An 18,624-nucleotide genomic window follows, 5' to 3' on the forward strand; every position below is an offset into this window, starting at 1 on the left:
CATGGCGAAGATGCCAGTCATGCAGGCGGTCGTGGAAGTGCTCAAGAGCGAGGGAGTCGACATCGCGTTCGGCTGCCCCGGAGCCGCGATCCTGCCGCTGTACCACGCGATGGAACAGAAAGGAGGGATCAAACACCTCATCGTCCGGCACGAGGAGGGCGCCACCCACATGGCCGACGGCTGGGCCCGCACCAACGGCAAGGTCGGCGTCGCCATCGGCACCTCCGGACCGGCCGGGACCAACATGATCACCGGCCTGTACACCGCGATCGCCGACTCGATCCCGATGGTGTGCATCACCGGCCAGGCCCCACTGGCCAAACTGCACCAGGAGGCGTTCCAGGCGGTCGACATCGTCGACATCGCCGCCCCGGTGACGAAGTGGGCGGTGCAGGTCAAGGAGGCCGCGCAGGCGCCGTGGATCTTCCGGCAGGCGTTCCGCATCGCTCGGTCCGGACGCCCCGGCCCGGTCCTCATCGACCTGCCCCTGGACGTGCAACAGCAGCTCATCGAATGGGACCCGGCGATCGACTCACCATTGCCGGTTACCAGCGTCGAGCCGCACCTGCCCCGGGTCGAGAAGGCACTGGAGTTGTTGCTGGCGGCCGAGAAGCCGCTCATCCTCGCCGGAGGCGGCGTTATCACGGCCGACGCCTCCGACGAACTGCTGGCGGTCGCGGAACTGCTGGACATCCCGGTGCAGGTGACCCTGATGGGCAAGGGCGCGCTGCCCGACGACCACCGGCTCAACGCGGGGATGACCGGCGTCCAGACCACCCAGCGCTACGCCAACCAGTCGTTCCTCGAGTCCGATGTGGTGCTGGCGGTCGGGGCCCGGTTCGGCGACCGCCACACCGGCGCGCTGGACGTCTACCGGGGCGAACGGAAGTTCATCCACGTCGACATCGAGCCCACCCAGCTGGGCAAGGTGTTCGGGCCGGACCTGGGGATCGTCTCGGACGCGAAGATCTTCCTGCGGACGCTGCGCGACCTGGCCCGCGCCCGCGACACGGTGCCGAAACGTCCCGACTGGACGGCCCGCATCACGGAGCTGAAGGGCACACTGGAGCGTCGGCTGGACTACGACGCGGTGCCGATCAAACCGCCGCGCGTGTTCGCCGAGATCAACGCGGCCTTCGGGCCCGACACGTACTTCGTGACCGCTATCGGGCTGTACCAGATCTGGTCGGGCATGTACCAGAAGGTCCACAAGCCACGGCACTACCAGGTGTGTGGCCAGGCCGGGCCGCTCGGTTGGGAGATCCCGGCCGCGATCGGTGTCAAGAAGGCCCTGGAGTCGGCCGGACAGTCCGATACTGAGGTCGTGGGCGTCGTCGGTGACTACAGCTTCCAGTTCCTGGTCGAGGAGCTCGCCGTCGCGGCCCAGTACAACGTCGGGTTCGTGCTCGTCATGCTCAACAACGAGTACCTGGGCCTGATCCGGCAGGCCGAGCTGGAGTACGAGATGAACTACGAAGTGGACATCCACTACGACGAGTACGGCGCCGACAACGTGGCCATCATGGAGGCGTACGGCTGCGCGGGGCGCCGCGTGTTCGAGCCGGGCGACATCGCCGAGGCGATCACCTGGGCCCGTAAGGAAGCCGCTGCCACCAGCCGTCCGGTGCTGGTCGAGGTCATGGTCGAACGCGAAGCCAACTCGGCGCGCGGCAAGGCCATCGACGCGATCATCGAACCCGAACCGATCGGCTGAGGCCATGAGACGTGTCGTCGTCGCCCCGGACAAGTTCAAGGGCTCGCTGTCGGCTGCCGAGGTCGCGGCGCACTTGGCGGCCGGACTCCGCACGGAAGGGTCCGACGTCGAGTGCGTCCCGGTGGCCGACGGCGGCGACGGCACCGTCGCGGCGATGGTCACGTCCGGCTACCAAGCACAGTGGACCAGAGTCACCGGCCCACTCGGAGCCCTCGTAGACGCGATGTGGGCTAGCTCTAGCTCTGGAGCGGCGGTCGCGGTCGTGGAGCTGGCCCAAGCCTCCGGCCTCGTCCTCTCGCCCCGGCCGCTGGACGCCTTGCGCGCCAGCAGCCGGGGCACCGGCGAACTGCTGCGAGCCGCCCGCGACAGCGGGGCCCGCCACGTCGTCCTCGGCGTCGGCGGCAGCGCCTGCACCGACGGCGGCGCGGGCATGCTCCAAGCCCTCGGCGTCCGCCTCCTCGACGCCAACGGCCGCGACCTCCCACCCGGCGGCGCCGCGCTGCGCGACCTGGCCAGCATCGACGCCGCCGAAGTCCCCGACGCCTGGCGCGACATCGAGGTCACCGTCGCCTGCGACGTCGACAACCCGCTGCTGGGCCCCAACGGGGCCGCCGCCGTGTACGGGCCCCAGAAGGGCGCGTCCCCGTCCGATGTGGCGGTACTGGAGGCGGGGCTGGCACGCTTCGCTGAGGTGGTTCGCCGCGACTTGGGCGTGGACGTGGCCGACTCGCCCGGCGCCGGAGCCGCCGGGGGAGTCGCATACGGCGTCTTGGCTTTCCTCGATGCCAGGCTCCGTTCCGGCATCGAGCTCGTGCTGTCGCTCGTGGACTTCGACAAACGGCTCGTCGGAGCCGACCTCGTCATCACCGGCGAAGGTCGCCTCGACACCCAGACCATGCGCGGCAAAGCTCCCGCCGGAGTCGCCGCCGCCGCGACCCGTGCGGGAGTGCCCACGATCGCCGTCTCCGGAGTGTGCGAGCTAACCAGCGCCCAACTGGTTGAAGCCGGGTTCACCGCCGCCTACCAGCTGTCCGACCTGGAGCCCGACCTCCAACGCTCCATCCGCGACGCTGGCCCACTGCTCGAACGCATCGCCACCCACATCGCCGCCGACCTACTCGCGGCACCGGCCCACAATCCGACCGCACCGAGGAGCTCGTGATGACCCACGACGTAGTCCTGCGCTCGCGCCGCGCCATCCTGCCCGACGGCGAACATCCCGCCGCCATAGCCATCACCGACGGCCGCATCGCCGACATCGCCGCCCACGACGCCCCGCTTCCCGCCCATCGTGACGAGGACTACGGCACCCTCCCGCTCCTGCCCGGGCTCGTCGACACCCACGTGCACGTCAACGAGCCGGGCCGCACCCACTGGGAGGGCTTCGCCACCGCGACCCGGGCCGCTGCCGCCGGGGGAGTGACCACCATCGTGGACATGCCGCTCAACAGCCTGCCCCCAACGGTCGACCCCGAAGCTCTGGGCGTCAAGCGTTCCGCCGCCGACGGCCAGGTGTTCACCGACGTGGGTTTCTGGGGCGGCGCGATTCCCGCCAACCTCGGCCGCCTCAAACCGCTGCACGACAGCGGGGTGTTCGGGTTCAAGTGCTTCACCGCGCACTCCGGAGTGGACGAGTTCCCGCCGCTGGACCCCGATCGGCTGCACAGCGCGCTGGCCGAGGCCGCACGGATCGACGTGTTGGTGATCGTGCACGCCGAGGAACCCGGGATGCTGGACGCCGCCCCGGCGGGCGCGGACTTCGCCGGTTTCGTCGCCTCGCGGCCGTCCGGCGCCGAGGTGGCGGCGATCCGGCAGGTCATCGACGCCGCCCGCCACACCGGCGCCCGGGTCCACATTCTGCATCTGTCGGCCGCCGAGGCCCTGGACGAGTTGCGGGCCGCCCGCCATGCCGGGCTGCCCGTCACCGCCGAGACCTGCCCCCACTACCTGGTGCTGGACGCCGCCGAGGTCCCCGACCTGGCCACCCAGTTCAAGTGCTGCCCGCCGATCCGCGACGCCGCCAACCGTGAGGCACTGTGGACGGCACTGGCCGACGGCCTCATCGACTGCGTCGTGTCCGACCATTCCCCGTGCCCGCCCGAACTCAAACAAGGCGACTTCGGGACCGCCTGGGGCGGCATCGCCTCCGTCCAGCTCGGCCTGTCGCTGATCTGGACCGCCGCCCGCGAACGCGGGCATTCGCTGTCCGATGTCGCCACCTGGATGGCGACCGCGCCCGCGTCGCTGGTCGGGCTGCACGGCAAGGGAAGCATCGCGATCGGCAACGACGCCGATCTGACCGTCTTCGACCCCGAACGGCGCTGGCGGGTACGCGGCGCCGAGTTGCACCACCGTCACCCCATCACCGCCTACGAGGGCCGCGAACTGACCGGCACCGTGACCGCCACCTGGCTGCGCGGTCGACCGGTCGGCGCGACCCCTCACGGGCGGTTGCTGTCCAAGGAGTAGCCCCATGCAGTTCACCGATCTCCCCGACCTGGCCGTCCGTTCCCTGGGCGGGGCCGTGCTGGCCGCCAACGACGAGTCCTTCGCCGAGAAGGAGTGCCTCGTCCGTGATCCCGAACCCGTCTACACGCCCCACGACTTCGGCAACAAAGGACAGATCTACGACGGCTGGGAGACCCGCCGCCGCCGCGAACCCGGCCACGACTGGGCGCTGATCCGGCTGGGCGTGCCCGGTCTGGTCCACGGCGTCGTCGTCGACACCGCGTTCTTCAAGGGCAACTATCCGCCCGAGGTCTCCGTCGAGGGCTGCACCCTCGGCGGCTATCCCGGTCCCGCCGAACTCGCCGAGGCCGACTGGCGTGAACTGGTTCCCCGCAGCCAGGCCAGCGGCCACACCAAGAACCACTACAAGGTGGACAGTCCCCGGCACGTCACCCACGTACGCCTCAACATGCACCCCGACGGCGGTATCGCGCGGCTGCGGGTCCACGGCGAACCCGTACCGGACCCGGCGCTGTTCACCAGGCTCCCGCTCGACCTGGCCGCGCTGGTCAACGGTGGCGGGGTCGTGGCCGCCAGCGACTCGTTCTACTCCCGTCCCTGGGGCGCCATCATGCCCGGCAACGCCAGTTCGCAGGCCGACGGCTGGGAGACCGGTCGCCGCCGCGACGACGGCAACGACTGGCTGACCGTGAAACTCGCCGGTCGCGGCGTGATCGCGGTGGCCGAACTGGACACCACCCACCTGAAGTTCAACGCCCCCGGCGCGGCGGCGCTGCGCGGCTTCGACGCCGCCGCCGGGGCCGACATGGACGACGAGTCCGCCTGGTTCGACCTGTTGGGCCGCACCCGGCTGCAACCCGACACCCCGCACCGGTTCGCCGTCGAGGACGCGCGCCCCGCGACCCATGTGCGCCTTGACATCTACCCCGACGGCGGCATGGCCCGGCTACGGCTGTTCGGCGAACTGACCGCCGAGGCATTGCGCGACATCGAGAGGAGGTATCTCACACTGACGTCCGCGACCTGACGCGCGAAGTTAGGGTAGCCTAACTCGCATGACGGAATCCCCGGCCTTCGACCACCTGCTGCACTGTGTGCCCGATGTGGAGGCGACGGTCGCGAAGTACAGCGCCGCCGGTCTTCCCGCCCACGCCAACGAACCCTTCGAGGGCTTCCACAACGGCGCCTGGCTGCTGGACGTCCGCTACGTCGAGATACTGACCATCGTGGATCGTGAACTGTTCGCGCCCTCCGCGTTCGGCAAGGCCACCACCGGCTGGATGCCCACGATCGACCGGCTGATGGGCGACGGCGGCGGAGCCCTGAACTTCGCCGTCAACGTCACCGACGTGGACGCCACCGCCGAGCGGCTGCGTCGGCAGGGCCACGACGTCGAGGTCACCACCTTCAGCTTCGACGGCTCCCCGGTCAGCTTCCGCGAGGCCATCCTCACCGACGCTCCACCATGGGCACCGTTCTTCATCACCTACACGCCGTCCCGCGAGGAGATCTGGACCAAGCTCGCGGCCGACCGCGTCAACCGCGGCACCCACGACCTGACCGGCATCGTCATCGAGACCCCGCGTCCCGACGAGGCCGCCACCTGGCTCAGCGAACTGACCGGCGTCCCCCGCGACGAAGACACCGCGGCCGTCCCGCTGCCCGGCGCCACCGTCCATTTCGTCCCCGGCGAGGCCGACCAGATCACCACACTCCTGCTGGCCGAAGGGAACCCGCCGACCACCACCGTCGACGGCCTCGCCCTGCGCCCGGCTACGAACTGAACGGCGCCTGCTCGTCCGGCGGCAACCCGGTCGCCGCCGCCAACAGCCGCTGCCAGGCCCGCGTGTGCGCCGCCAGGTCGTCCCCGCACGGCGTCCACGACGCCCGCAACTCCAGCACCGCCTCCGAATCGGCCCCGAAGTCCCGGGGATCCCGCAGATCCCCGAACCGGGTCGAGGTCGTGCACGTGACCGTGCCCCCGGCGGCGGTGAACCTGGCGTCGCAGGCGCCCAGACCCTCCAGCAGCCACGACCACGCCACCGGCGACAACATCGGATCGTTGGCCATCTCCAGGTCCACATCGACACTCAGGTACGTCACCAGCCGCAGCGTCCCGTTCCAGGAGTCGTGCCCGTCCGGGTCGTGCAACAGGATCAACCGCCCCTCCGCCTTGAACCCTTGTGGAGGATCGACGTCCGCGCTGAGCGCGAACGAATAGGGCGCGATGTGCCGGGGCGCGGTCGCCTCGGCGATGGTGATGCGGGCGCGAACCGCCCCCGAGCGCAACTGGTTCACGGCCCGGACGAAGGTGTCCGGAGCCGGTTCGTTAACCGCGGTCGTGGCAGCCACGGTGAGACACTTTATGGCGGTGACAGGCGACACACCGGCCGCGGCGCGCCGGACGGACGCGAAAGTCCATAATGCCGCCGCCGACGATCTTGTGGACGGTGTCGCCGGGTTCGCCTATCATGCTGCCATGACCACCCCCGGCGTACTGGTCGTCGATATCGGTAGCTCCCATACGATCGCGATGATCCGTCGCGGCGACGGCACGGTCGAGACACTGCTGTCCGACCACTCACCGCCGTCGCTGCCCGCGACCCTGGCCCAGGTCCGCGACGCGTGCGCCCGCACGATGCCGGAACCGCCCGCGTCGGTGACGATCACCCACCCGGCCAGCTGGGGACCGACGAAACGCCTGGAAGTGGCCGAACATGCGCGGGACGCCGGCCTCGGCGCACCGACACTGCTGCCCGCCCCGGTCGCGGCCACCCGGTACCTGGTGGACGTGCTCGGCCACGCGCTGCCGGTCGGCGCGACGGTGTTCGTCGCCGACTTCGACGAAACCGGGTTCGCCGCCGCGGTGCTGTCGCACACCCCGGGCGGCTTCGCCGTGCTGGCCGCCGACGACGCGCGAGCACCGGACGCCACCGCGATGCCGGTGGAGTCGGCCGTGCGGGTGGGCCAGGCCGTGCTCGGCAGCGCGGGAGTGCCCGCCGAACGGGTCGCGACCGTGATGTCCATCGGCGCGGCCAGTCGCTCGCCGCTGGCGACCGACACCGTCCAGCGTGTCTTCGGGCGCCCGCCGTTCGTCGTCGACCAGCCCGAACTCGCCGCCGCGCACGGCGCGCTGTTCGACGTCCACGCGCTGCCCGGTCCGGGAGCGCCGCCGCTCATCCCCGTGTCCGGGACCCCACAGCCGGGACCGGCGGCCCCGATGAAGCCGCCCCGGCGGCTCGCCACCGTGATCCTGGGGATCACCGCGGCCTTCGCGCTCGTGTTCGTCACCGTCACCGCCGTGGCCAACGCGACGATCGCCGCCCCCGCCGATCCCGAATCCACTGCGGACGTCAAGCGGGACGCCGGGACCGCGGCCGAGGCGCTCCTGTCCTACGACCACAAGGACATGGACGCCTCCATCACCGAGGCGAAGTCGTACACCACCGAAGGCTTCGGCAGGGAGTACGTCCAGAACATGGAGGACCTGCGTCCCACCGCCGAGAGTGAGAAGGCTTCGATCGAGGCCGAGGTCGTCGACATCGGGATCGTCGAGAACACCGGTGAGGCCGTGGAAGTACTGGTCTTCGTCAACCAGACCACCACCAACTCCAATATCGAGGGATCAAGAGTCGACAAGTCCCGGGTGACGTTGACGATGGTGCTCGGCCACGGCGGTTGGAAGGTCGACGACATGAAAGCGCTGTGAGCGCGAGACCCGAACGCCTTCCCCGCGCCGCCGTGCCGTGGCCGCCGCCATCACGAAGATCATCAGCGCCTGGACCACCAGCAGCACCCGCTGTGGCATGCCCCGCCACTGCCCGCCATCGGCCAGCTCCGGCAGGAACGTGTTCAGCGTCGTGACCAGCAGCGTCGCCGCGCTGACCGCGGTCAACACCACCAGCCACCGCCGCGTCCGGGCGTCACCGGGCCGCAGCGCCCCGGCGTAACCGACGACCGTCATCAACACGAACGCCGCCCCGGCCGCGTAGCGGTGCACCTGCCCCCCGAAGGACGACACCGCCACCCCGGAGTCGGTGGGAAACAGCACCACGAGCACGAACATCACCGAAGCCGCGCCCAACAGCGGCCGCACCACCCCTGAACGGACCACGCCCGGCCACGGCGGCCGTGCCCGGTTCACCGCCAGCGCCGCGCACGCCACCGCGAACCCGAACGCCCCCAACGGAAACAGGACGCTCCCCGGCGCCGCCAACGCGTAGCCGCTGACCGGGTCGCGCAGCGGGCTGACCTGATCGGCCATGAACAGGTGCAGTGCCGCGAAACTGGCCAGGCCGGTGGCCCCACCGGCGACGGCCGTCCAGGCCAGTACACGTGTCTTCGTCATGGTCCGGACGCTAAGTTCGTTCCGCCCGGCCGCCATCAACCCGCGAAGCGACTTCGCCCGTCATACCCGGGGGTGACACCGCCGCCGCGACCTGGCTCCGTGGGTTGAGGCAATCCGCCCGGTGTTCGTCCTAAGTTGGTCACCATGACCACCGCCAACGACCAGTGGGTGCGACGGACGTTCAGCGTCCTCATCGACACCGGTCGCGTCGGCGACCCGTCCTGGCGCGGTTCACCGTGGACGCTGCTGGCCCTGTTCGGCCCCGGCTCGGTGCCGTTCGCCGTCCTGATGCTCCTCGTCCAGAACCAGGTACTGCGCTCCGAGTACTCCGTCGGCTGGCTGGCGCTTCCGCTGGCCGTGGCCAACGCGGCGTCGATCGTGCTGGCGCGTTTCCATCCGGTGTTGGCGTGGCTGCTGCTCAACACGACCTTCGTCGCCACCGCGCTGTTGACCCCGGTCCGGACCGGCGAACCGTGGCCGTGGACGGTCGCGGGACTGTTCGCGCTGTTGATCGTCCAGTTCGGTGTCGCCCGCGACTGCCGCGTCCGGGCGGCCGTCGGCACCTGGTCGGTCGGTTTCCTGCTCGTCCTGTGGGCCAGCTCCCGCTTCAACACCGAGACCGCGGCGCAGAACCTGACCCTGGTGTCGCTGCTGTCGGTGGCCGCTGCCGCGATCGGCCTGGCCGTGCGGGCCACCCGCCGTGCCCAGCGCCGCATCGGCGAGGAGGAACGCCTCACCGCCGCCGAACGCGCCCGCCGCGAACAACTCGAGGACCGCGCCCGCATCGCCCGCGAACTCCACGACGTCGTGGCGCACCATATGTCGGTGATCTCCGTACAGGCCGCCACCGCCGAGTACCGGCTGCCGGAACTGCGCGAGGACGTCCGCGACGAGTTCCGCTCCATCGGCGGGCAGGCACGGCAGTCGCTGACCGAGATGCGGCGGCTGCTGGGGGTGCTGCGCGGCGAGAACGAGGCCGCCGAGACCGCTCCCCAACCCGACCTCGACCGGCTGCCCGAACTCGCCGAATCCGTGCGGCGAGCCGGAATCGAGGTCTCCCTCACCGTCAACGTCCCCGAACCCCCGTCCGATGCCGTCGCTCTGACCGGCTACCGGGTCGTCCAGGAAGCACTGAGCAATGTGGTGCGATACGCTCCCGGCGCGGCCACCACCGTCACCGTCGCGACCACCGCGACGGCCCTGCTCGTGGACGTCGAGAACGAACCGCCGCCCGCCACCCCCGACCCGACCGGGACCGGCGGCGGCTACGGTCTCACCGGTATGCGCGAACGCGTCGTCCTGCTGGGCGGCGAACTCACCGCCGAAGCCACCGCCGAAGGCGGCTTCGCCGTACACGCCCGGATCCCTCTTGAGCCCGACGGGGAACAGCCATGACGATCACCGTGCTCATCGCCGACGACCAGGCCATGGTCCGCGCGGGCTTCGCCGCCCTGCTCAACGCGCAGTCCGACATCGACGTCGTCGGCGAAGCCGCCAACGGCCTGCTCGCCCTCGAACTGAGTCGGCAGCACCACCCCGACGTCGTCCTCATGGACGTTCGGATGCCCGAAATGGACGGACTGGAGGCGACCCGCCGTCTCCTGGGCGGCAACGAGACCGAGTACCGCCCCAAGGTCCTCATGCTCACCACCTTCGACATCGACGACTACATCTACGAGGCGCTGCGCATCGGCGCCAGCGGCTTCCTCCTCAAGGACTCGCCACCCGACGACCTGACCGCCGCCGTGCGCGTCATCGCCGCCGGGGAGGCGCTGCTGGCCCCGTCGGTGACCCGCCGCCTCATCGCCGAGTTCGCCCGCACCCGGCCGAAAGCCACCGCCACGTCCGCGACGCTCGCGTCCCTGACCGACCGCGAGACCGAGATCCTCACCCTCATCGCCCGGGGCCTGTCCAACCGCGAGATCGCGGGCCGACTCGTCGTCGCCGAGCAGACCGTCAAGACCCACGTCGGCCGGATCTTCGCCAAACTCGGCCTGCGCGACCGGGCCCAGGCCGTGGTGTGCGCCTACGAGACCGGCCTGGTGACGGCGGGGGAGGACCGGTAATCCTCGACACGGCGCGCGACCGGCGCTCGGGTCCGGACGATTTCGTGTGGCAGTCTCGGTCAGATGAGCATCTACGACATTCCACTCAACACCTTGGACGGTAAGCCCGCGACGCTGGCGGACTACAGCGGCAAGGCGCTGCTCGTCGTCAACGTCGCCTCCCGCTGCGGCCTCACCCCGCAGTACGACGGGTTGGAGAAGCTCCACGAACAGCTGTCCGGCAAGGGATTCGCCGTGCTGGGCTTCCCCTGCAACCAGTTCGGCGGCCAGGAACCCGGAACCGCCGACGAGATCGCCGAGTTCTGCTCCACGACCTACGGGGTCACCTTCCCGATGTTCGCCAAGATCGACGTCAACGGCCCCGACCGGCACCCGGTCTACGAGGAGCTGACCCGCACTCCCGACGCCGACGGCGAAGCCGGTGACGTGCAGTGGAACTTCGAGAAGTTCCTGCTGGGCACCGACGGCAAGCCGGTGGCGCGGTTCCGTCCGCAGACCACGCCGGACGACCCGCAACTGCTGGCCGCGATCGAGGCGCAGCTGCCGAGCTAGTTCCGGACGGCGGTCACGGCGCGATCCGGTAGTGGTAGCCGCAGAGCTCGCGGAAACCCATGCGCCCGTACAGTCGCAGCGCGGCGTCGTTGTCGCCTTCGACCTGGAGGTACATGCGGTCCGCGCCGTTTCGGCCCGCCCACTCGGCCAGCGCCGCCAACACGGTGCGGGCCGCGCCCTTGCCGCGCGCGGCGGGCAGGGTCGCCATGCCGAACACCCCGGCCCAGCCGTCGTCGGCGACCGCGCGGCCGACCGCGATGGCCTCGCCGTCGGCCAACACACGGACGTATCCGACCGGCTGCCGCACCCGCTCACACATCGCCCGCTCCGCAGCGGGATCAACATCGTGCGTGGTTTGCCAGACGTCGAACCAGGCCGACGTGGGCTTCTCGTCCACGACGATCCGAAGCGGCGTGTCCGGGGCGTTGCCGACGATCGTCGCCGTGTCGGCGGACTGCAACGACATCTGACCGCTGCGGCCGTACCCCCGTGCGGCCAGCGCGTCGTCCAGCCCCGGCGAACTCACCGGCGGCGAGATCTGGAACCGCGCGGCGGTGCCGTGTCCCGCGTAGAACTCCTCGGCGGCGATGATGCGCCGCATCATTTCGCCGGAGCTGGGCTCGCCATGCGCCAGAACGCTTCCCGCCCACCAGGACTTGCTGGTCGTGTACCGCAGCAGCCAGCCGTCGAGCCATTCGACGTGGTCGGGCGGCATTGCGCGGGCCGCCGCCTCCTGGACGATCCGAATCGTCTCCAACGTCAGCCCTCCGTTTTCAGTCCCCGCAGCAGCAGGTCACACAGATCGGCCAGGTCGGCCTCGAACCCCGGCCGGTTCCACTCGGCGGCGTGCAGCGGATGGTTGAAACGCGCCGAAGCCCGAAACACCGCCCAGCCGCTGCGCTCGGGATCGTCCACCGTGAACTCCCCGGCACGAACCCCGTCGGCGATGATCCCCGACAGTTGCCGGGCCAGATGTTCCTCGTGCGCCGCACCGACTCCCCGCGATTCGGAGGTCAGCCGGAAGTAGGTGGCGAACAGTTCCGGGTCGGACCCCGCCAGCTCGCGTTTCGCGGTGGCCAGCCGCAGCATCCACTCCCGCAACCGGTCGGCGGCCGGGCCGCTTCTGGCGGCGATGTCGGCCAGCGGTCGCGAGATCCGGTCCAGCCAGCGCTCGGCGACCGCGTCGCGCAACGCGACCTTGCTGGGGAAATGCCGGTAGACACTGCCGTGGCTGACACCCAGCTGCCGGGCCACGTCGACGACGGTGGTCTTGTCGGGACCGAAGCGGCGGAGGACGTCCTCCGCCGCTTCGAGTATCCGGTCCGACGTGAGTGGACCACTCGGCTTCATGTCATCCCTGTTCGCTGTCCAGCAAGGCCATTTGATGCGCATCGTAGCGCTCACCGGCGACGGTTTCGACGGGCACGGCCGCCTCGATGGCCGCCAGGTCGGCCGCGTCGAGCTCCAGGTCCAGCGCCCCAAGGGATTCGCTGAGCCGTTCGCGGCGGCGGGCGCCGATCACCGGGACGATGTCCTCACCCCGCGACGCCACCCAGGCGATGGCAGCCTGGGCCGGGGTCGCCCCCTTGGCCTCGGCGACGGCGCGCAGCGCGTCCACCAGGGCCAGGTTGCGGTCCAGGTTGTCGCCGCTGAAGCGCGGGCTGTGGGCGCGGAAGTCCCTCGCGCCTTTCTCGCGGCTCTTGGTCCAGTGGCCGCTGATCAGGCCGCGCGACAGCACGCCGTAGGCGGTGATGCCGATGCCCAGTTCCCTCGCTGTGGGTAGGACCCCGGTCTCGATGCCGCGACTGATGAGTGAGTACTCGATCTGCAGGTCGACGATCGGGTGCACCGCGGCGGCGCGGCGCAGCGTGTCCGACCCCATTTCGGACAGACCTATGTGGCGGACGTATCCCTCCTTGACGAGTTCGGCGATGGCTCCGACGGTGTCCTCGATGGGCACGGCCGGGTCGAGCCGGGCGGGCCGGTAGATGTCGACGTGGTCGGTGTCCAGTTTCCGCAGGGTCTGGGCCAAAGCGTTCTTGAGCGTGGCGGGCCGGGTGTCGACGCCGACGAAGCCGCCCGCCGGGTCGCGCAGCGCGCCGGTCTTGACGCTGATGACGACCTGGTCGCGGTCGCGGCCCTTGAGCGCCCGGCTCAACAGCAGCTCGTTGTGGCCGGAGCCGTAGAAGTCGCCGGTGTCCAGCAGGTTGATCCCGGCGTCCAGGGCGGCGTGGACGGTGGCGATGGACTCGGTCTCGTCGGCGGGACCGTACATGTCGGACATGCCCATGAGCCCCAGTCCCAGGGTCGCCACGGTCGGGCCGGTGCTGCCGAGTTGCCGCTGTTTCATGACTTTTCCTCTCACTGTCGGTGATGCTCGTTTCGACGATAGCGAAAGTGCTGACAAATTGCAAATTTTGTCAGTTGACAGTGACGGGGTTCGCTCCTGGTCACACCCACCGTGTACAAAGAGGGCATGTTGTTCGACGCCCCACCGCAGCCCGTGGCCCGGGTGTGCGTCGACTCGCCGCTGCCACACCTGGACCGGCTCTTCGACTACCGCATCCCCGACGAAATGGTGCGGCAGCTGGCCGTCGGCTGCCGGGTGAAGGTGCGGTTCGCCGGCCGGCTGGTGTCCGGCTTCGTCGTCGAACTGGGAACCTCCACCGACTTCGCCGGGAAACTCCACCCGATCGAGAAACTCGTCTCCGCCGAACCGGTGCTCGACCGGCACGTCGCCGGACTGGCCCGCGCCGTGGCCGACCGCTACGCCGGGAACCTGTCCGACGTGCTGCGGCTGGCGGTCCCGCCCCGGCAGGCCAAAGTGGAGAAGGACGCTCCCCGGGAACGCTGCGGCCCCGTCGCGGCCCCGCCCCGGGCCGCGTGGCGGCGCTACGAACACGGCGAGGCGTTCCTGACCGCGCTGGCCGAGGGCAAGTCACCGCGCGCGGTGTGGGACGTGCTGCCGGGGGAGGAGTGGCCGAAACGACTGGCCGAGGCCGCCGCCGAGGCCGCCGCCGCCAACCGGGGCGCGCTGCTGATCATGCCCGACCAGCGCGACCTCGACCGGCTCGACGCCGCACTGACCTATGTGCTGGGACCGGACCGGCACGTGTGCCTGTCGGCCGCCCAGGGCCCCGCCAAGCGGTACCGGGCCTTCCTGGCGGCCCGCCGGGGCGCGGTGTCGGTGGTCGCCGGTACCCGGGCCGCGATGTTCGCGCCGGTCCCCAACCTGGGCCTGGTGGCGATCTGGGACGACGGCGACGACTCGCACGCCGAACCGCACGCCCCCTATCCGCACGCCCGCGAGGTGCTGCTGACCCGCTCGGCCCACAGCGACTGCGCCGCGCTGGTCGCCGGATACGTGCGCACCGTCCAGGGGCAGCTGCTGATCGAGTCCCGTTGGGCCACACCGATAGCGGCTCCCCGCGACACGCTGCGCTCGGCCGTGCCCCGGGTGGTGCCGGTCGGCGACGAGGCCGACCTGCGCGCCGACCCGGACTCCGGCGCCGCCCGGCTGCCCACCGTCGCCTGGCAGGCCGCCGCGGCCGCACTACGCGCCGAGACCCCGGTACTGGTCCAGACACCGCGACGCGGTTACCTGCCGGCCGTGGCCTGCCGCCGCTGCCGCACCAAGGCCCACTGTCCACACTGTCACGGTCCACTGGGGCTGCCGTCCTCGACCCGGCCACCGCAGTGCCGCTGGTGCGGTCAGGCCGCCGAGGACTACCGCTGCGGCGAATGCGGCGACACCGGCCTGCGCTCCCTCATCGTCGGCGCGGCCCGCACCGCCGAGGAACTGGGCCGCGCCTTCACCGGGGTCGCCGTCCACGCCTCCAGCGGCGACAAGATCCTCGACACCGTCGAACCCGGTCCCTCCATAGTGGTGGCCACTCCGGGTGCCGAACCCGCCGTCGAGGGCGGCTACGGTGCGGTGCTGCTGCTGGACGCGTGGGCGCTGATGAACCGCGCCGACCTGCGCGCCGAAGAGGAGACGCTGCGGCGCTGGTCGATGGCCGCCGCCCTGGCCCGCCCGGCCTCGGCCGGCGGCACCGTCGTGGCCGTGGCCGACGGCGGTCTGCCGGTGGTGCAGGCGCTCATGCGCTGGGACCCGGACTGGTTCGCCGGACGGGAACTGGCCGCCCGCGCCGAGTTGCGATTCCCCCCGGCCATCCGGATGGCCTCCCTGACGGGTGAACCCGCCGCCATCGCCGACCTGATGGCGACCGCCCGACCGCCCGACACCATCGAGACCCTCGGGCCGGTCCCGCTGGACGACAACACCGAACGGCTGCTGGTGCGGGTGCCCCGCCGCGACGGACCCTCGCTGGCCAAAGCGCTGCACGACGCCTCAGCGGCCCGCAGCCTCAAGAAGAAACCCGGAACCGTCCGGGTCCAAATAGACCCCCGCGAACTGCTGTGATCCCGGCCTCTCAGCTTTGGGTAGGCTGGTCGTAACCCCGGCACGCGGAGGCACGGTGTCCGACGACCCCCCGACCAGCAAGGCTGCCACGACGATCGGCGCCCTGGTGGCCCTGGTTCCCGCTGGCGTCATCACGATCCGGCAAGCCTGGTCCCTGGTCGCCGGAAATCCACTGTGGTTCGCCGCGATCGTGCTCGGCTCCGTCCTGCTGGGCTTCGCCGCCCGCGTCATCGCCAAGGCCATCGCCGAGACCGAGAACCGGCTCGCCTCGGCCCTGCGCGGCCGCATCATCTCGGTGTGGCCCACCTTCCGGGCCCGCTACGCCCGCAAACTCAGCGCCCACTGCCAGCGCCGCCCGCTGCACGGCGTCAAGACCCTCGACCCCTTCGGCCCGATCCTCCAGGACGTCTATGTGGAGGTCAGCCTCGACCAGCAGTGGATGAAGAAGCACAGTGGAAAACTGCGGGCCAGCTGGGAGACCGACGAACCCCGGCCGCTGGAGTACTTCCTGCGCAACGACGAGGCCAATATCTTCACCGTGACCGGCGCCGCCGGTTCCGGCAAGACCTCGATGCTGCGCCGCACCGCGTTTCGGCAGTGCCAGCGGCAACCCTGGCTGCCGCGCCGGGTGCCGGTGCTGCTTTACCTGCGCGAACACCTGGAGGAGATCAAGGCCGCACCGACCGCCTACTCCCTTTTGGACGCCGCCCGGCAGCAGCCGTGGGCCCGCGACCTGCCGCCGGAATGGATCCGCCGCAAACTGGAACGCGGTCGCTGCCTGGTGCTGCTGGACGGCGTCGACGAGATCGTCGGCGAGGCCGACAGGTTCACCGTCATGGAGTGGATCGGCCGCCAGATCGAGATCTTCGAGGGCAACGACTTCGTCGTCACCTCCCGCCCGCACGGCTTCGACGACGGGAACCTCGAAGGACACGTCCGGCTGCAACTGCTGCCCTTCACCGTCGAGACGATCCTGCGGTTCCTGCGCGGCTGGTTCCTGCAGATGGAGAAACGCAGCTCCCAGGAGGGCACCGCCGACGTCGCCGAACAGGCCGACAAGGAATACCGCGACCTCAAGGCCCAGTTCGACCGGCGCCGCGAACTCTACGACCTGGCCTCCCGGCCGCTGCTGCTGACGATGATCGCCAACGTCCACAAGTACAACCGGGAACTGCCCGGCAGCCGGGCAGAGCTGTACCAGGAGATGTGCGACATGCTGCTGCGTCGCCGCCAGGTCAAGGGATCCTCGGCCGAGTGGAGCATCTCGATCCAGCAACAGCGGGAACTGCTGGGACGGCTGGCGCTGTCCATGACCCGCGGCAAACGCACCGAACTGTCGTTCCACGACGCCGCCAAGACCATTGAGGAGGCACAGCGCGACTATCCCGGCGAGGTCGTCGCCGACGACTTTCTGCGCGACCTGGTCCACGACGGACTGCTGGTTCCCGACCTCAACGACAGCTACAGCTTCCCGCACAGCACCTTCCGCGAGTACCTCACCGCCTCGGTGCTGTCCCACGACCGTCCCGACGACGTCGCGCTGCTGGTCGAACACGTCGACGATCCAGCCTGGCGCGAGGTCCTTTCCCTGTGGTGCGCCAGTTCCGACGCCAGCCCGATCGTCGCCGCCTGCCTGGACTCGATGACGGGCCACGCCATCGACCTGGCCTACGAGTGCGCCGAGGTCGCCCACCGGCTCAGCCGCGAACTCACCCAGCGGCTGCGCCAGCTGGAACGCCCCGGCAACACCGACGCCGACGGCCTGCCGGTCCACCTGCTGACCAAGGTGCGCCGCAGCTGCGACGACCTGATCCCCGTCGACGAGTCCGCCTCCATCTGCCGGGTCCCGTTCAGCCACGAACTCATCCGGCTGCACTGGGAGGCATCCGAACGCGAACGCGGCCAGCTGCTGGCGCCGGAGTTCAAACGCGGCACCCCCGCCGACAGCGACCCCGCCCACGGCCTGTGGGAACGCGACGCCACCGGCCTGGTCGCGTGGGCCGACGACTTCTACGGCGACGAACGCCACTACCGGCTGCCCAGTGTCTGGGAGCTGGAAGCCCTGTACGCCAGGGACTCCGGCCTGATCCAGCAACCGGTGTGGGCTCGCGACGACGAGGAGATCCGGCTGTTCTGTCCCGAGGGGATCGACTCACCCTTCACACTGGACAACGTCCGCTTCGCCGCGTCGGTGCTCGAAGACCGCTGGGACTCCCCGGTCTACCTCCTCATCGCGCTGGCCTACCTGCGGGCCGCCAGGAAGGACACGCTCAGCACCGGCAACACCTTCGCCAACGACTTCGACCACACCATCAACTTCGAACACGCCTACACGATCGCCCGCGCCTACGACAAGGGCACCGACCCGGACCGGCCACTGGAGGACGCGCTGCGCTACGCCCTCATCAAGGTGCGCCAGGGAGTGTCGTCCCGAGTCATCGTCGACCCCGACGCCCCCGAATCGCCCGGCCTGCGACGCATCGAGACCACCGACCGGGTCAGGCTGTTCCGTCGCCACGGCGGCATGCACCGCACCCCGGCCCGCCACGACCACACCCTGATCCGCGCCTACTCGCTGTTCCTGACGCCGTGGATGACCGCACCGGACGAAGTCCCCGGCGCCCTGGCCAGCTTCGACATCTTCCTCATGGGACTGACCACCGACGACAGTGACGACGTCCCGCTCTACCCCGGCAGACTGGGCCCGATGCTCGACCGCGCCCAGGAAGCCGTCGCCCGCGAACCCGCCGACGACCACGCGACCCTGGGCGCGGTCAGCCGCCGGGTGGTGCGCGACGTCCGAGCCGACCTGACCCCGATGCTGGAACGCCGCGAACCCTACGACAACGCCAAGGCCCGCGCCGCCCGCCTGGGCCTGCTGGCCGCCTCGGCCGCCGCGACCTTCATGGACGAACCCGACACCGCCGCCCTGCTGCGCTCCTGCGCCCGCGGCGTCGCGGTCCTGCACGCCCGCATCACCGGCGACATCGCACCCACCGAGGTGATCCGTCCGGCCTGCGTACGCGCCGTGCCAGCCCTTGAGGACTGATAC

At 70.5% G+C, this 18,624-nt stretch carries 16 protein-coding genes; 11 read left to right on the forward strand and 5 right to left on the reverse strand.

The window, feature by feature from the left end; translation table 11 throughout:
* Nucleotide 1 precedes the first annotated feature (1 nt).
* The 5 genes from gcl to SNAS_RS12570 are packed head-to-tail and all read left to right on the forward strand — an operon-like array spanning nucleotide 2 to nucleotide 5,967.
* Nucleotides 2–1,714 carry a glyoxylate carboligase gene (gene gcl / locus SNAS_RS12550; protein ID WP_013017800.1) on the forward strand — a complete coding sequence of 571 codons (1,713 nt, stop codon included), beginning with the start codon at nucleotides 2–4 and terminating at the stop codon, nucleotides 1,712–1,714.
* 4 nt (nucleotides 1,715–1,718) lie between these two features.
* A complete protein-coding gene (locus SNAS_RS12555) occupies nucleotides 1,719–2,876 on the forward strand; it encodes a glycerate kinase (protein WP_013017801.1) in 1,158 nt (385 codons plus the stop codon).
* Complete coding sequence (allB, locus tag SNAS_RS12560) at nucleotides 2,876–4,183, forward strand: allantoinase AllB (protein WP_013017802.1); 1,308 nt, start codon at nucleotides 2,876–2,878, stop codon at nucleotides 4,181–4,183. The genes SNAS_RS12555 and allB overlap by 1 nt, the downstream gene beginning before the upstream one ends.
* A 4-nt stretch (nucleotides 4,184–4,187) precedes the next feature.
* Nucleotides 4,188–5,210, forward strand: coding sequence for an allantoicase (gene alc, locus SNAS_RS12565; protein WP_013017803.1), 1,023 nt, complete (start codon nucleotides 4,188–4,190; stop codon nucleotides 5,208–5,210).
* A gap of 28 nt (nucleotides 5,211–5,238) precedes the next feature.
* The gene (locus tag SNAS_RS12570) at nucleotides 5,239–5,967 is read left to right on the forward strand and encodes a VOC family protein (RefSeq protein ID WP_013017804.1); all 729 of its coding nucleotides are present in this window, start codon (nucleotides 5,239–5,241) and stop codon (nucleotides 5,965–5,967) included.
* Here SNAS_RS12570 and SNAS_RS12575 read toward each other — a convergent pair.
* Nucleotides 5,957–6,535 (reverse strand): DUF3000 domain-containing protein, encoded by a 579-nt coding sequence (locus SNAS_RS12575; protein ID WP_013017805.1) that lies wholly within the window; start codon nucleotides 6,533–6,535, stop codon nucleotides 5,957–5,959. The two genes, SNAS_RS12570 and SNAS_RS12575, sit on opposite strands and share 11 nt — an antisense overlap.
* Nucleotides 6,536–6,662: 127 nt before the next feature.
* Here SNAS_RS12575 and SNAS_RS32715 point away from each other — a divergent pair, with 127 nt between their 5' ends.
* Nucleotides 6,663–7,892 (forward strand): Hsp70 family protein, encoded by a 1,230-nt coding sequence (locus SNAS_RS32715; protein WP_144300472.1) that lies wholly within the window; start codon nucleotides 6,663–6,665, stop codon nucleotides 7,890–7,892.
* Here SNAS_RS32715 and SNAS_RS12585 read toward each other — a convergent pair.
* Nucleotides 7,809–8,531, reverse strand: a complete 723-nt coding sequence (locus SNAS_RS12585; RefSeq protein ID WP_041624823.1) for a DUF998 domain-containing protein — start codon at nucleotides 8,529–8,531, stop codon at nucleotides 7,809–7,811. The two genes, SNAS_RS32715 and SNAS_RS12585, sit on opposite strands and share 84 nt — an antisense overlap.
* A 144-nt stretch (nucleotides 8,532–8,675) precedes the next feature.
* On the opposite strand from SNAS_RS12585, the gene SNAS_RS12590 reads away from it, so the two are divergent.
* The 3 genes from SNAS_RS12590 to SNAS_RS12600 all read left to right on the forward strand — a co-directional run bounded on the left by SNAS_RS12590 (nucleotide 8,676) and on the right by SNAS_RS12600 (nucleotide 11,149).
* Entirely contained in the window at nucleotides 8,676–9,926 is a 1,251-nt protein-coding gene (locus tag SNAS_RS12590) for a sensor histidine kinase (protein WP_013017807.1), read from the forward strand.
* Complete coding sequence (locus SNAS_RS12595) at nucleotides 9,923–10,597, forward strand: response regulator (protein ID WP_013017808.1); 675 nt, start codon at nucleotides 9,923–9,925, stop codon at nucleotides 10,595–10,597. Before SNAS_RS12590 ends, SNAS_RS12595 begins: the two co-directional genes overlap by 4 nt.
* Nucleotides 10,598–10,660: 63 nt before the next feature.
* Nucleotides 10,661–11,149 (forward strand): glutathione peroxidase, encoded by a 489-nt coding sequence (locus SNAS_RS12600; protein WP_013017809.1) that lies wholly within the window; start codon nucleotides 10,661–10,663, stop codon nucleotides 11,147–11,149.
* Nucleotides 11,150–11,162: 13 nt separating this feature from the next.
* On the opposite strand, the gene SNAS_RS12605 is transcribed toward SNAS_RS12600, so the two are convergent.
* Genes SNAS_RS12605 through SNAS_RS12615 form a run of 3 tightly spaced genes read right to left on the reverse strand, consistent with a single transcriptional unit; the run spans nucleotide 11,163 to nucleotide 13,499 of the window.
* On the reverse strand, nucleotides 11,163–11,906 hold the full coding sequence (locus SNAS_RS12605; RefSeq protein ID WP_013017810.1) for a GNAT family N-acetyltransferase: 744 nt from the start codon (nucleotides 11,904–11,906) through the stop codon (nucleotides 11,163–11,165).
* Between the two features lie 2 nt (nucleotides 11,907–11,908).
* Complete coding sequence (locus SNAS_RS12610; RefSeq protein ID WP_013017811.1) at nucleotides 11,909–12,499, reverse strand: TetR/AcrR family transcriptional regulator; 591 nt, start codon at nucleotides 12,497–12,499, stop codon at nucleotides 11,909–11,911.
* A 1-nt stretch (nucleotide 12,500) separates the two neighbouring features.
* The gene (locus SNAS_RS12615) at nucleotides 12,501–13,499 is read right to left on the reverse strand and encodes an aldo/keto reductase (RefSeq protein ID WP_013017812.1); all 999 of its coding nucleotides are present in this window, start codon (nucleotides 13,497–13,499) and stop codon (nucleotides 12,501–12,503) included.
* A gap of 126 nt (nucleotides 13,500–13,625) precedes the next feature.
* Between SNAS_RS12615 and SNAS_RS12620 the strand changes: the two genes are divergently transcribed.
* Nucleotides 13,626–15,572 (forward strand): primosomal protein N', encoded by a 1,947-nt coding sequence (locus SNAS_RS12620; protein WP_013017813.1) that lies wholly within the window; start codon nucleotides 13,626–13,628, stop codon nucleotides 15,570–15,572.
* A gap of 55 nt (nucleotides 15,573–15,627) precedes the next feature.
* On the forward strand, nucleotides 15,628–18,621 hold the full coding sequence (locus SNAS_RS12625; RefSeq protein WP_013017814.1) for an NACHT domain-containing protein: 2,994 nt from the start codon (nucleotides 15,628–15,630) through the stop codon (nucleotides 18,619–18,621).
* Nucleotides 18,622–18,624: the final 3 nt, after the last annotated feature.

Source organism: Stackebrandtia nassauensis DSM 44728, assembly GCF_000024545.1.
In the GTDB taxonomy this organism is placed as follows: Bacteria; Actinomycetota; Actinomycetes; order Mycobacteriales; family Micromonosporaceae; genus Stackebrandtia; species Stackebrandtia nassauensis.